Raw genomic sequence first — 13,649 nt, 5'->3', positions numbered from 1 at the left:
GGCGACCAGCAACAGCGATGCGGTGAGGACCCGGGTGCCTTTCAGCGCTGGGTCCTCGCTTTGTCATGCCCGCCCCGAACGTCAGGCAAATCGGCCGGGCGGCACATCGGGGGAAGGGGGGATTTCGGGGTGATTCTGGGATGGGAAATGATTCGCAACATCAAAAACAGACAGTTGATTTTTACAATCCATGACCAGTAGGTGACACGCGTCACAAGGGTGGTTGACTCGTTAAATCACCGGTAGATCATCATTGACGAATTCCCGTTGGAACTCTCCTCCCGGGAGGTGCGTGTGTTGTTCGTGTCACAGGCTGCCAGTGCGAGCGGCCGAACCGCATCCACGACCTCTCCCGTCTGTGGGAGCGTCCCCTACTCCCCACAACCGCAGCTCTACTCCCCAAAGGAGAATGCAGCATGCAACACCGACCTTTGAAACAACTCTGCGGCGCCCTCGCCGCAGCCGCCGTGCTCCTCGCGCTGGTCGCCTGTGACGGCAAGACCGGCCCCGCCGGCGCCAACGGCACCAACGGCACGAACGGCACCAACGGCACGAACGGGACCAACGGCACCAATGCCACCCCCGTCGTCAACGTCACCAAGCTGACGCCCGAAGCGTGGGCCGCCCTCAAGCCCGTGGGCCAGATCACCAGCGTCACCATGGGCGCCGCCCCGGTGGTGTCCTTCAAGCTGACCGACGCGGGCGGAACGCCCATCGTGGGCCTCGGCGCCGCCACCACGAAGAGCACCGTCCCGGATCGGAACGGCAACCTCGCCACACTGCCCGGCTATCCCAACCTGGCCTTCGCCATCGCGAAGCTGGTGCCCGAGGATGCCACCACCAAGGCCCCCAGCAAGTGGGTCAGCTACATCGTGACCTCCGTGCCAGTCATCAAGGCCTCCACCGGCGCCGCGATCCCGGCCGGCCCCACCACGCCCACCACCGACAACACCGGCACCCTGGTGGACAACGGCGATGGCACCTACAAGTACACCTTCTACCGTGACATCACCAAGACTCAGGCGGCCCTGGATGCGGCGACCTACACCGCTCCCGCCGCCAAGGCCGACCTGGGCGACGTGACCTACGCCCCCAGCCTGGTTCACCGCATCGCCCTGCAGTTCTCCGGCGCGGCGCGCGGTACCGGCAGCAATACCCCCGATGGCGTGACCGTGACGCCTTCCGTCAACCTGGAAAACCCCATCAACGTGATCTACGACTTCGTGCCGGCCACGGGCGCGGTCCTGGCCGCCGGCGCGGACAACCGCGACGTCGTGTCCATCAACAACTGCAACGAATGCCACGACAAGCTCGCCTTCCACGGCGGCGGCCGCGTCGAAGTGCGCTACTGCGCCGTCTGCCACACCGATCAGCGGAAGTTCGGCTATGCCGAAGCGGCCACCACGGCCACGGGCTATGACCCCGTCGCCGGCCAGCGCAAGATCAACGGCGGCGCCGTGGGCGACCTGACCGCCATGGCCCACCGGATCCACATGGGGTCGGAACTGACCAAGGACGGCTACAACTACGCCAACGTCAAGTTCGAGAAGCTCGGCTACTCGATGCTGGATGGTGGTCAGCGCATGTGCTCCAAGTGCCATGACGGCGTGGCCCAGGCCCAGAACTGGAACCTCAAGCCCAGCCGTCTTGCCTGCGGCACCTGCCACGACCAGGTGGACTTCGCCACCGGCGCGAACCACATGCCGGGCACCTTGGTCCCCCAGGCCAACGACGCGGCCTGCACCATCTGCCATGACTCGGCCACGATCAAGACCTACCACCTGACCGCCAACGTGACGCCTCACAACCCGACGGTCGCCGCCGGCCTGAAGAACTTCACCTATGAGATCAAGTCCGCCGCCGTCTCCGGTACCACCGCGACGGTCGTGTTCCGGATCAAGGCTGACGGCACCCCCGTCACCTTCGCCGCCGCCGCCGCGGGCCTGACGGCCCCCCTCGCGGGCTTCACCGGATCCCCCAGCTTCCTGATGGCCTATGCCCAGGACCAGGACGGCATCGTCGCCCCGGCCGACTACAACAACCTCGGCCGCGCCAATGGCCAGCCCCTGACGGTCTCCATCGCCAACCTGCTGGACACCAACAAGGCCCTGACCTCAGGCACGATGTCGGCCACCGCCGATGCGGATGGCTACTACACCGCGACCATCCTCAATGCCTTCCCCGCCACCGCCACGCTGCGCTCCGTCGCGCTCCAGGGCTACTTCACCCAGGTGAGCCCGGCTGCCGCCCGCCACGCGATCTCGGTGGTCAAGGCCGTCACGGGCGACACCGCCCGCCGCACTGTCATCGACTCCGCCAAGTGCGCGAACTGCCATGAGTGGTTCGAGGGTCACGGCGGCAACCGCGTCTACCAGGTCCAGGTCTGCGTCACCTGCCACGTTCCCGGCCTGACCACCAGCGGCCGTGGCATCTCGGACACCGCCCTCGAGACCTATCGCGCCGCGGGCCTGTTCACCGCCAAGGACACCGCCAACCTGGCCGCCTGGGGCATCACCATCCCCAACCCGGTCGTCGCCGGCTCGAACTTCGCGTTGGCCTTCCCCCAGACCACGAACAACTTCAAGGACATGATCCACGGCATCCACGCCGGCGCGGATCGCACCAGCCCGATCAGGATCGTCCGCGACCGGACCCCCGGCGCCATCGCCATCATCAACGGCGCCAACGTCGGCTTCCCCGGCATCCTGAGCAACTGCCAGAGCTGCCACACGCCCACGGGCTACAACCTGCCCACCACGGGCAAGCTCCTGTCGAGCCGCGAGATCGCCGACAACGGCGCCATCCTGACCACCGCGGATGCCAAGGCCTCCCTGGGCACCGTCAGCGCGACCGACAAGATGATCACGCCGTTCACGGCCGCCTGTGTCACCTGCCATGACAGCGCTCCCGCCAAGGCCCACATGGTCACCAACGGTGGCCAGATCCTGGTGAACCGCAGCGCCCTGAACGCGGCTGGGGAGTCCTGCGCCACCTGCCACGGCGCCGGGTCCGCGTTCGATCCTGTCGTGCTCCACAAGTAGGTTGATGGCCCGGGTAGGGCGATGATCCACCCGCCCTTCCCGCATTAGATGGACGACCCGGGTACGTGACCGTGCCCGGGTCGTTTCCGTGTTTTCCTTTCCGGGGACTCAGGCCCCTTCCGGAGACCACCCATGACGATCCGCTCCATCAGGACCTCCCTGGCCACCGCGTTGCTGCTGCTGGCCGCCGGGCTCCCGCTGGCCGCCCAGGCCAAGCCGGCCGTGAAGGGCCAGGCGCCGTCCGTCAGCCCCAGGGCCAAGGGAAAGCTGAAGCCCGTGGACATCAATGGCGCCACCAAGAACGAGCTGGGCTTCATGCTGGGCATCCCGGAGGAGCTGGCCGCCAGGATCGTGGCGGGCCGGCCCTACGGCTCCAAGGCCCACCTCCTCACGCGCCACATCGTCTCTGCCGAGGTCTACGCGAAGATCAAGGACAGGGTCATCGCCAAGCAGCAGGCCCCGGTCCGCTGACAGCCCCCGGAAAGCAACATTGCCGGTCCCAACCGGGACCCGGCGGGCCCCGCTTTGCGGTTCCGTCCTCCCGGGCCCGGCGGTCCGCCCGTCTGTGCCACGGCGACAATCTGATGCAGTTCTTTTCCAACCGTCACTCAGATGGTGACGCAAGTCACAAGGGTGGTTGACTCATTAGATTACCGGATGATCCTCATTGAAGAGACTCCGAAAGCCCCCTTGCCTGGAGGTGCGTGTGTTACCCCTTTCCCAGACCACCGGATACGCCCTGCGCGCCATGCGCTGCCTCCAGGAGCCCGGGGGTCAGCCGGTCCTGGTGGAGTCCGTGGCGGACTATACCGGCATCCCGAGATCCTACCTGTCGAAGCTCGTCCACAAGCTGGCCAAGAAGGGCCTGGTCAATGCCCGGAGAGGGCATCACGGAGGTGTCGTCCTGGCCAAGCCGGCCGCGGAGATCACGCTGGAGGACCTCTCGGAAGCCATCGACGGCGTGGCCTGGCGCAAGCGCTGCCTGATGGGCCTGGCAGGCTGCACGGAGGACACGCCCTGTGTCCTCCATGACTACTGGAAGGACACCTTGGCCGAGATTCTGGTGCGCCTGCGGTCCGTCACCCTGGCGGACATGTCCCGCCACCATGACCCCGGGGTGGAACGCTTCCGCGCCGACCACGGCCTCGCCTGAGCGCAGGATGGCAAAGGGCCCCGCCGGAGCGGGGCCCTTTGGCGTCGACGCACCGCGCTAGGCCTTCTTGGCGATGGCCTTCGGGGCAGCGGGCTTGCGGGCCGGGGCCTTCGCGGCGGCGGGCTTGGCGGCCTTCCTGGGCTTGGGCTTGAGCTTCTTCTCGGGAAGCGCATCCGCCAGGCGCCAGGTGCGGCTCTGCTGCTCGAAGGTGCGGATCTCCTCCAGCGAGATGTCCTTCAGGCAGCGGTGGATGTGATCGCGCTCGGACTTCCAGAAGGTGTGGGCGGGGCAGGCGCGCTCGTCGCTGCACTCCTTGAAGCCCAGGAGGCACTGGTTGCGCCACTCGGCACCGTCCACGGCCTCGGCGATGAGGTCGAGGGTGATCTCCTTGGCAGCCAGGGCCAGCACCACGCCGCCCTTGTTGCCGCGTTTGGCCATCACCAGGCCCACCTTGGCGAGCTTGTGGATCATCTTGGAGAGGTAGGGGCGGGGGAAGCCGGTGCGGGCGGCGACGTCGACCACCAGCGTCGGCTTGCCGCCGGGATCCTCGAGGCAGCTCATGGCCAGGACTGCGTAACCGGAGGATTGGGACAGTGGGAGCATGGTCACCTACTCTCGAATGGAAGATGATTCGATCAGGAATGATAGACGATGTTCAGGTCAATCACATCCAAAGAGTGAAATTTCTTTCACAATGAACAAGGCCCCCGTCTGCCGGGGGCCTTGTTGGCAAAAACACGGATCAAGCTCTCCAGCCGTTGAGGATGCGCATGTAGTTGGCGCGGGTGAAAGCCTGGGCGTTCGGGCACTTCTGGAGGCTCATGCTCCCCCGGGCCTGGGCCAGGGAGTCGTACTCGTGCTCCTCCAGCCACTCGGCCAGGGTCGCCCGGGTCTGGGCCAGGCGCTCGGGGCCGTGGATGAGGAGGGCGGAGACCATCTGGACCGCGTCTGCACCCGTCATGACGGCCTTGAGGGCACCGATGCCGTCGTGGACACCACCGGTGACCGCGAGGCTGCCCTTGATGTGGCTGCGGAGCACGGCCAGCCAGCGCAGGCGGAGCAGCAGGTCCTCAGGGCCCGACAGCTGCAGGCTGGGTTCGGCCAGCAGCTCCTCCACGTTGATGTCGGGCTGGAAGAACCGGTTGAAGAGCACGAGGCCATCGGCGCCTGCCGCTTCCAGCTCCACGGCAAAGTGCGCCAGGGAGGAGAAGAAGGGGGAGAGCTTCAGGGCGACGGGGATCTTCACTTCGGCCTTGACGGCGCGCACCATGTCGAGCGTGCGCTTCTCGACCGCGGCAGCGGTCTCGGCGGGGTCGGTGGCCAGGTAGTAGACGTTCAGCTCGAGGGCGTCGGCGCCGGCCTGTTCCATGAGCTGGCCGTAGTGCAGCCAGCCCGCGGGCGTGGTGCCATTCAGGGAGGCGATGACCGGGACGGCCACGGCGTCCTTGATGCGGCGGATCTGCTCGAGGTACTTCTCGGGACCCAGGCGGAAGTCGTCGGGCTGGGGGAAGAACGAGATGGCCTCGGCGCTGGAGTTCGCGCTGAGTTCCATGTCCATGATCATGCCCTGCTCTTCGCGGGTGATCTGCTCCTCGAAGAGCGAGTGCATGACGATGGCCGACGCGCCGGCATCCTCGAGGCGCTTGACCATGCCCATGTCGTCCACCATGGGCGAGGCGCCCGCCATCAGCGGATGGGACAGCTTGAGACCGAGGTAGGTGGTCGAGAGGTTCATGTCGTCCCCTTCAGCTTTCCTTGGCGTTGATGGAGAGCTTCGCCAGCTGTTCATAGACGGAGAAGCGGTTCGTGGTGTCGTGCTGCGCCTGGTCCATGAGCTTCTTGAAGTGTTCGGGGTTCTGCTGCTCGATCATGCGGTAGCGGGTCTCGTTGCGGACGTACTGGAGCATGGGGATCTTCGGCGAGCCGGAATCCATCTGGAGCGGGGTCTCGCCCTTGTCCATGCGGCGGGGATCGAAGCGGAACAGCGGCCAGTGGCCGGAGTCCACGGCCATCTTCTGCTGGTCGGCGCCGTGGGCCAGATCGTAGCCGTGGGCGATGCAGTGGCTGTAGGCGAGGATGAGGCTGGGGCCGTTGTAGGACTCGGCTTCCTGGAAGGCCTTCACGGTCTGCATGTCGCGGGAGCCGAAGGCCACCTTGGCCACGTAGATGCCGCCGTAGGTCATGGCGATCATGCCCAGGTCCTTCTTGGGCATGGCCTTGCCGGCCATGGCGAACTTGGCGCCGGCGCCCATGGGCGTGGACTTGGAGGCCTGGCCGCCGGTGTTGGAGTAGACCTCGGTGTCGAGCACCAGGACGTTCACGTTGCGGCCGGAGGCGAGGACGTGGTCGAGACCGCCGTAGCCGATGTCATAGGCCCAGCCGTCGCCACCCACGATCCAGACGCTCTTGTTGACCAGGTAGTCGGCCAGGTCGTAGAGCATCTTCGCCTCGGGCTCCTTGAGGCCCGCCAGCTTCTGCTTGAGGAGCTCCACCCGCTCGCGCTGGGCCTTGATGCCGGCCTCGCTGGTCTGGTCGGCGGTGGCGATTCCGGTGATGAGCTCATCGCCGAGCTTCGCGGCCAGGCGGTGCATCAGCTCCAGGGCGAACTCCTGGTGCTTGTCCACCGAGAGGCGCATGCCCAGGCCGAACTCCGCGTTGTCCTCGAAGAGGCTGTTGGCCCAGGCGGGACCGCGGCCATCCTTGTTCACGGCGTAGGGCGTGGTGGGCAGGTTGCCGCCGTAGATGCTGGAGCAGCCCGTGGCGTTGGCGATGAGGGTGCGGTCGCCGAAGAGCTGGGTGAGGAGCTTGATGTAGGGCGTCTCGCCGCAGCCGGAGCAGGCGCCGGAGAACTCGAAGAGCGGCTCGAGGAACTGCGTGCCCTTCACGTCCAGCTTGACCTTGGTGCGGTCGGCCTCGGGCAGGTCGAGGAAGAACTTGAAGTTGGCCGCCTCGGGCTCGCGCAGCGGGGCCTGGGCCACCATGTCGATGGCCTTGTGCTTGGGGTTGCTCTTGTCCTTGGCGGGGCAGATCTCCACGCAGAGCGTGCAGCCCGTGCAGTCCTCGGGAGCGACCTGGATGGTGTACTTCTGGCCCTTGAACTCGGGGCCCTTGTAGTCCACGCCCTTGAAGGTGGCGGGAGCGCCTTCCAGCTCGGAGGGATCGTAGACCTTGGCGCGGATGGCGGCGTGGGGGCAGACCATCGCGCACTTGTTGCACTGGATGCAGAGGGCGGCATCCCACTCGGGGATCTCCAGCGCGATGTTGCGCTTCTCCCACTTGGTGGTGGCCATGGGCCAGGTGCCGTCCACGGGGAAGGCGCTGACCGGCAGCAGGTCGCCCTTGCCCTCCATCATCACGGCGGTGACCCGCTGGACGAAATCGGGGGCCTCGGCGGGCACCGCGGGGGGCCGCACGCGGGTGGAGGTGACGGTCGCGGGCACCTGCACCTGGTGGAGGTGGGCCAGGGTCTCATCCACCGCCACGAAGTTCTGCTGGACGACCGCATCACCCTTCTTGCCGTAGGTCTTCTTGATGGCCTTCTTGATCTGGGCGATGGCCTCCTCGCGGGGCAGCACGCCGGAGATGGCGAAGAAGCAGGTCTGCATGATGGTGTTGATGCGCACGCCCATGCCGGTGTTCTTGGCCACTTCGTAGGCATCGATCACATAGAACTTGAGCTGCTTCTCGACGATGGCCTCCTGCACTTCCCTGGGCAGGGTGTCCCAGACCGTCTCGGCGCTGTGGGGGGTGTTCAGGAGGAAGGTGGCCCCCTGGACGGCCGGCTCGAGCATCTCGTATTTCTCGAGGAAGCTGGTCTGGTGGCAGGCGATGAAGTTCGCCTTGGTCACCAGGTAGGCGCTCTTGATGGGGCGGGGCCCGAAGCGCAGGTGGCTGATGGTGATGGCGCCGGACTTCTTGGAGTCGTAGACGAAGTAGCCCTGGCCGTAGTTGGGGGTCTCCTCCGCGATGATCTTGATGGAGTTCTTATTGGCGCCCACCGTGCCGTCTGCGCCCAGACCGTAGAACAGGGCCCGGGTCACGTCGCTCGGCTCGACGTCGAAGCTGGCGTCGTAGGTCAGCGAGCTGTGGCTGATGTCGTCCACGATGCCGACCGTGAAGTGGTTCTTCGGCTTGTCCTTGGCCAGGTTCTCGAAGATGCCCTTGACCATGGCCGGCGTGAATTCCTTGGAGGACAGGCCGTAGCGGCCGCCGATCACCATGGGATCGAGCTTGGTGTGGCCTTCCTCGCGGCCCTCGCGCAGGGCGGCGATCACGTCCAGGTGCATGGGATCGGCGGGGGCGCCGGGCTCCTTGCAGCGGTCCATGACGGCGATCTTCTTCACGGAGGCGGGCAGGGCGCGGACGAACTCCTCGATGGCGAAGGGCCTGAAGAGGCGGACCTTGAGGACGCCGACCTTCTCGCCCTGCTTCACGGCCTGCTCGACGTACTCGTGGGTGACGTCACAGCCCGAGCCCATGATGATCACGACCCGCTCGGCCTCGGGGTGGCCGTAGTAGTCGTAGAGGCGGTAGTTGCGGCCGGTCAGCGCGCCGAACCGGTCCATCTCCTGCTGCACGATGGCGGGGAAGGCGGCGTAGAACGGGGTGCAGGCCTCGCGGGCCTGGAAGAAGGTGTCGGGGTTCTGGGCGGTGCCGCGCAGGACGGGGGCGTCCGGCGTCAGGGCCATCTTGCGGAACTTGGCCACCAGCTCGTCGGGGACCATGTGGCGCAGGTCCTCGTCGTTGAGGATCTCGATCTTGGCGATCTCGTGGCTGGTGCGGAAGCCGTCGAAGAAGTGCAGGATGGGCACCCGGCTGCGCAGCGTGGCGGCGTGGCTGATGGCCGCGAAGTCGTGGGCCTGCTGGACGCTCTCGGAGCTGAGCATGGCGAAGCCGGTCTGGCGGCAGGCCATGACGTCCGAGTGGTCGCCGAAGATGCTGAGGGCATGGGCGGCCAGGGTGCGGGCGGTGACGTGCATGCAGAAGGGCGTCAGCTCGCCGGCGATCTTGTACATGTTCGGGATCATGAGGAGCAGGCCCTGGGACGCCGTGAAGGTCGTCGTGAGGCTGCCGGCCTGGAGGGCCCCGTGGACGGCGCCCGCGGCGCCGCCCTCGGACTGCATTTCGATCACCGAGGGGATGGTCTTCCAGACGTTGGTCTTGCCCTGGGAGCTCCACTCATCCGCCCACTCGCCCATGTTCGAGGAGGGCGTGATGGGGTAGATGGCGATGACTTCGCTGAGGCGATGGGCAACCGAGGCGGTGGCCTCGTTCCCATCCAGGGTCTTCATTACGCGCTGGCTCATAGCTCGCTCCTTCCGGGGGTGGTACGCGGGGCGCATCCGAGGATAGATCTCAGGACAGGTAATGGGATTTCAGGTCAGGCAACACAGCAGGCCCATCATATCTGATGGACGGGTCAATATTCATCACAACCTGGTCCAGTGGTCAGACCGCCGGCTGAGCTTCCCCGACGAGCCGGCTGTGGATGGCCGCCGCGGCCCGGCGGCCCTGGCCCATGGCCAGGATGACCGTGGCGCCGCCCGTGATGACGTCGCCGCCGGCGAAGACGCCGGGGAGGGAGGTCTCGCCGGTTTCGTTGTCGACCACAACAACCCCACCCTTGAGGGTCTTGAGGCCCTTGTCGGTCTGGGCGATGAGGGGGTTCACGTCGAAGCCCAGGGCCACCACCAGGGTGTCGCAGGGGATCATGATCCGCTCGTCGGTCATCCGCGGGCTGCGGCGGCCGTCGGGACCGGGCTCGCCCAGCTCCATGACGGCGCACTCGGCGTGGGTCATCCAGCCCTTGTCGTTGCCGTGCAGCTGCACGGGGGTGGTGAGGAACTTGAACTCCACGCCCTCTTCCTGGGCGTGCTCCAGTTCCTCCTTGCGGGCCGTGGACTCCTTCACGGTGCGGCGGTAGACCACCGTCACATGCTCGGCGCCCATGCGGCGGGCGGCGCGGGAGGCGTCCATGGCCGTGTTGCCCGCGCCCACGATGATGACGTTCTTCCCGACGGTGACCGGCGTGGAGAACTCGGGGAACAGGTCGGCGCGCATGAGGTTGATGCGGGTGAGGAACTCGTTGGCGGTGTAGACGCCCTTGTACTCCTCGCCCGGGATGCCCATCATCTTGGGCAGGCCGGCGCCGGTGCCCATGAAGATGGCGTCGTTCTCCTGGCGGAGGTCGTCCAGGGTCATGCTGCGGCCCACCAGGGTGTTCATGACGAACTTCACGCCCAGGCGGCGGAGGGTCTCCACCTCCTGATCCACGATCTTGTTGGGCAGGCGGAACTCGGGGATGCCGTAGAGCATCACGCCGCCGGGCTTGTGGAGGGCGTCGTAGACCGTGACCCGGTGGCCCTTCTTGATGAGCTCGCCGGCCACGGTGAGGCCCGCGGGGCCCGCGCCGATGACGGCCACCTTCTTGCCCGTGGGGGCTTCGACCGGGGGCAGCTCCGTGGAGCCCAGCATGGAATCACAGGCGAAGCGCTCCAGGCGGCCGATGGAGACGGGCAGGCCCTTGATGCCCACCACGCACTTGATCTCACACTGCTTCTCCTGGGGGCAGACGCGGCCGCACACGGAGCCCAGCGAGGAGCTCTCCTTGATGACCCGCGCGGCGGCCTGGGGATCCTCGTTGACGATCTGCTGGAGGAAGGCCGGGATGTTGATGCTCACCGGGCAGCCCTCGATGCAGGCGGGGTGCTTGCACATGATGCAGCGGGCGGCTTCGAGCCTGGCCTGCTCGGGCGAGAGGCCCAGGCTCACCTCGTCGAAGTTGCACACGCGCAGCTCGGGCGGCTGGCAGGCCATCTCCTGGCGGGGGATCTTCATCTTCTGGCTGGGCTTGATGGCGCGCAGGTCGAGGTTCTGCCAGTCCAGTTCGGTGACGGGGTCGTTCAGGTACTTGGAGTAGTCCACGGGGCCGGAGGCGGCCACGCGGCCGATCTTGCACTGGTCGGGCTCGCAGATGTCCTTCTCCTCCTGCTTGTACCAGTCGGACCGCATGCGGAGCATGTTGAAATCCACCTGGTGGCCGTCGAAGTCGGGGCCGTCGAAGCAGGCGAACTTGGTCTGGCCGCCCACGCTGACGCGGCAGCCGCCGCACATGCCCGTGCCGTCCACCATGAGGGCGTTGAGGCTCACCAGGGTGAAGATGCCGTGGGGCTTCGTCAGGTCGGACACGGCCCGCATCATGGGTAGGGGACCCACGGCCACCACCTGGGCGACCTTCTCGCGGGCGATGACGTCCTTGAGGGCGTCCGTCACCAGGCCCTGGCGACCCAGGGTGCCGTCATCGGTGGTGACGATCAGCTCGGCGGAGGCCGCGCCGAGCTCGTCGGCCAGCAGCACGCGCTCCTTGCTGCGGCCCCCCAGGATGGTGATGACCCGGCGGCCCTGGGCGTGGAGGGCCTCGGCGGCAGGCAGGATGGCGGCGGAGCCGTAGCCGCCCGCCATCAGGACAATGGTGCCTTCCTCCACCAGCTCGGTGGGGGTGCCCATGGGGCCGGCCACGGCATAGAACCGGTCGCCGGCGCTGAGGCGGCCCATGGCCTTCGTGGTGGCGCCGACCTCCTGCATGATGAAGTGGATGTAGCCCTTCTTGGCGTCGCCGCCCGCCAGGGTGAGGGGGATGCGCTCGCTCTCGGGGAAGGGGGCCACCATGAAGAACTGGCCGGGCTTGCGGCCCCGGGCCACCTGGGGTGCCTGGACGATGAAGGACCAGGTCTCGGGGGCGATGAGCTTCTTCTCCAGGATCAGGTAGCCGTCCTGGGTCTCGTCCTCGGACCAGTACAGGGACTTGCCCTTGAGGAGGGGCAGCATGAGCTTCTCCTCGGCCTCGATGTGATCGCGGATCAGGTCCACCAGGCGCTGGCCCAGCAGGGTGAGCGACCGGGGGGCCCGCACCTGGCCCTCGTTGATCTCGGCCAGCAGCTGCAGGTCCAGGTCCCACATCTGGCGGTGGTCCTCCTGGAGGCGCTGGAGCAGGGCCTCGGCCCCGATCTCCTCCAGCAGCGGGAACAGCTCGCGCTCCTCGGCCTCGTTGTGAGGCTTCAGCACCTCGAAGATCCACTTGGCGCCCAGGTCCACGGCCTTCCAGTCGCCGGAGCCCAGGGCCTCGGCCATGCGGGTGAGCCGTTCCTGGGCCTCCTGGTGGGTGGCATGCCAGTGCGGCGCGGGCAGGTTCTCGGCGGTGATCAGCTGATTGGCCGTGTCGGACATGGGCGCCTCCAGATCCGTTCAGCATGCGACGTCCTGGGAGGGATTTCTGTGTCTAAAAACCTAATCGGGGCCACTTGTGACTCATGCCACAGGAGGCTTGAATCACAAGGACTTAGCCGAGTCCAGAATCATTCCGTACGGATTATTTGATTGTAAAATTCGACTCCTGCCCGCCGAGGAGCTCCTGGACCTTGATCACCAGCTGGCGCACCCGGAAGGGCTTCTGGAGGAAACCGTCCGGGGGCAGGTCGGCCAGGTCTTCCATGGACTCCGCCCGGGTGTAGCCGCTGGTGAGGAGAACCCGGATTCCGGGGGCCAGCTCCCGGATCCGCCGGAAGGCCTCGGCTCCGCCCATGCGGGGCATGGTCATGTCCAGCAGCACCAGATCCACACTCTCCCGGCGGGTGCGGAAGAGCTCCACCGCCTCCAGGCCATCCCGGGCCTCCAGGACACGGAACCCACCTCGTTCCAGGCCGATGCGACTCAACTCCCGGACGATGGGCTCGTCGTCCACCACCAGGATGGTGCCGCCCGCTGAGGGGGTGAGTCCGGCCGCCGGGGCCGGGACCGGCCCTCCCAGCCGGGACCAGACCGCCCTGGCCAGGGCCAGCAGCCGCGAGGCCCCGGGAAGGGGTCGTTCAGGGGCGGTGGGGGCAGGGGGCGGCAACATGGGGACCGGGGCAGGTCCCATGGTAGCGGTCTTTGGGGGGACGGCGGTCCCGCGGGGGGCCCGGCTGCGGTAGGGTGGAGGGCCCCGGAGGCCTCCCTGTGGACCTGCTCGACGAGTTCCTGCCCTACGCCCAGGGCTGCCTGAAGCACCCTTCGGAGCGGGCCCGGCTGGAGGCCCTGCTGACCCTCTGGACGGCCAAGTGGCGGGGGAAGCATCGCGTGTTCGACTATTCCCGCAGCCACCATGGCGCCTTCCTCCACTTCAACCAGCTCATGGACGGCAAGTGGGTCCAGGCCTTCACCTTCGTGGCCACGCGGCGGGAGGGCGTCTGCCTGCGCGGGCCCGAGCCGGACCGCACCCGGAAGTCCCACAAGTTCCGCCACAACCCCCTCGACGCCGCCCCCCTGGACGCCCTCTTCGAGGCCTGGTCCCAGCATCCCGAGGCCCGGCCCGCGGGCCACGCCGTGGAGTTCTTCCTGGAGGAGACGCCGGATGAGGTCTGGGCCGCCTGCCTGGCGGAGGCGCTGGCCCATCTCGGGGCTTGATTCCCTTGCAGGTC

The 13,649-nt window shown here is 67.1% G+C and carries 9 protein-coding genes; 4 read left to right on the top strand and 5 right to left on the bottom strand.

Features of this window, described 5'->3' with window-relative positions; genetic code table 11:
* The first annotated feature begins 416 nt into the window (after positions 1 to 416).
* The 3 genes from QSJ30_RS08815 to QSJ30_RS08805 all read left to right on the top strand — a co-directional run bounded on the left by QSJ30_RS08815 (position 417) and on the right by QSJ30_RS08805 (position 4,194).
* Complete coding sequence (locus QSJ30_RS08815) at positions 417 to 3,041, top strand: OmcA/MtrC family decaheme c-type cytochrome (protein ID WP_285608464.1); 2,625 nt, start codon at positions 417 to 419, stop codon at positions 3,039 to 3,041.
* A 132-nt stretch (positions 3,042 to 3,173) separates the two neighbouring features.
* Positions 3,174 to 3,512 carry a ComEA family DNA-binding protein gene (locus QSJ30_RS08810; RefSeq protein WP_285608462.1) on the top strand — a complete coding sequence of 113 codons (339 nt, stop codon included), beginning with the start codon at positions 3,174 to 3,176 and terminating at the stop codon, positions 3,510 to 3,512.
* A 235-nt stretch (positions 3,513 to 3,747) separates the two neighbouring features.
* Positions 3,748 to 4,194, top strand: a complete 447-nt coding sequence (locus QSJ30_RS08805; protein ID WP_285608460.1) for an RrF2 family transcriptional regulator — start codon at positions 3,748 to 3,750, stop codon at positions 4,192 to 4,194.
* A gap of 57 nt (positions 4,195 to 4,251) precedes the next feature.
* Here the strand turns inward: QSJ30_RS08805 and QSJ30_RS08800 are convergent, their stop codons facing one another.
* The 5 genes from QSJ30_RS08800 to QSJ30_RS08780 all read right to left on the bottom strand — a co-directional run bounded on the left by QSJ30_RS08800 (position 4,252) and on the right by QSJ30_RS08780 (position 13,090).
* The gene (locus QSJ30_RS08800; protein WP_285609095.1) at positions 4,252 to 4,797 is read right to left on the bottom strand and encodes an RrF2 family transcriptional regulator; all 546 of its coding nucleotides are present in this window, start codon (positions 4,795 to 4,797) and stop codon (positions 4,252 to 4,254) included.
* A gap of 139 nt (positions 4,798 to 4,936) precedes the next feature.
* Positions 4,937 to 5,929, bottom strand: a complete 993-nt coding sequence (locus QSJ30_RS08795; protein ID WP_285608458.1) for a dihydroorotate dehydrogenase-like protein — start codon at positions 5,927 to 5,929, stop codon at positions 4,937 to 4,939.
* A 10-nt stretch (positions 5,930 to 5,939) separates the two neighbouring features.
* Positions 5,940 to 9,500, bottom strand: a complete 3,561-nt coding sequence (gene nifJ / locus QSJ30_RS08790; RefSeq protein WP_285608455.1) for a pyruvate:ferredoxin (flavodoxin) oxidoreductase — start codon at positions 9,498 to 9,500, stop codon at positions 5,940 to 5,942.
* A gap of 142 nt (positions 9,501 to 9,642) precedes the next feature.
* Positions 9,643 to 12,420, bottom strand: coding sequence for an NADPH-dependent glutamate synthase (gene gltA / locus QSJ30_RS08785; RefSeq protein ID WP_285608453.1), 2,778 nt, complete (start codon positions 12,418 to 12,420; stop codon positions 9,643 to 9,645).
* 142 nt (positions 12,421 to 12,562) lie between these two features.
* Entirely contained in the window at positions 12,563 to 13,090 is a 528-nt protein-coding gene (locus tag QSJ30_RS08780) for a response regulator (RefSeq protein WP_285608451.1), read from the bottom strand.
* Between the two features lie 98 nt (positions 13,091 to 13,188).
* On the opposite strand from QSJ30_RS08780, the gene QSJ30_RS08775 reads away from it, so the two are divergent.
* On the top strand, positions 13,189 to 13,635 hold the full coding sequence (locus QSJ30_RS08775) for a hypothetical protein (RefSeq protein ID WP_285608450.1): 447 nt from the start codon (positions 13,189 to 13,191) through the stop codon (positions 13,633 to 13,635).
* Positions 13,636 to 13,649: the final 14 nt, after the last annotated feature.

It is taken from the genome of Geothrix edaphica, from assembly GCF_030268045.1.
Classification (GTDB): Bacteria; Acidobacteriota; Holophagae; order Holophagales; family Holophagaceae; genus Geothrix; species Geothrix edaphica.
Note: the sequence above shows the minus strand (reverse complement) of the source record. Positions and strands in the feature narration are given on the sequence as shown.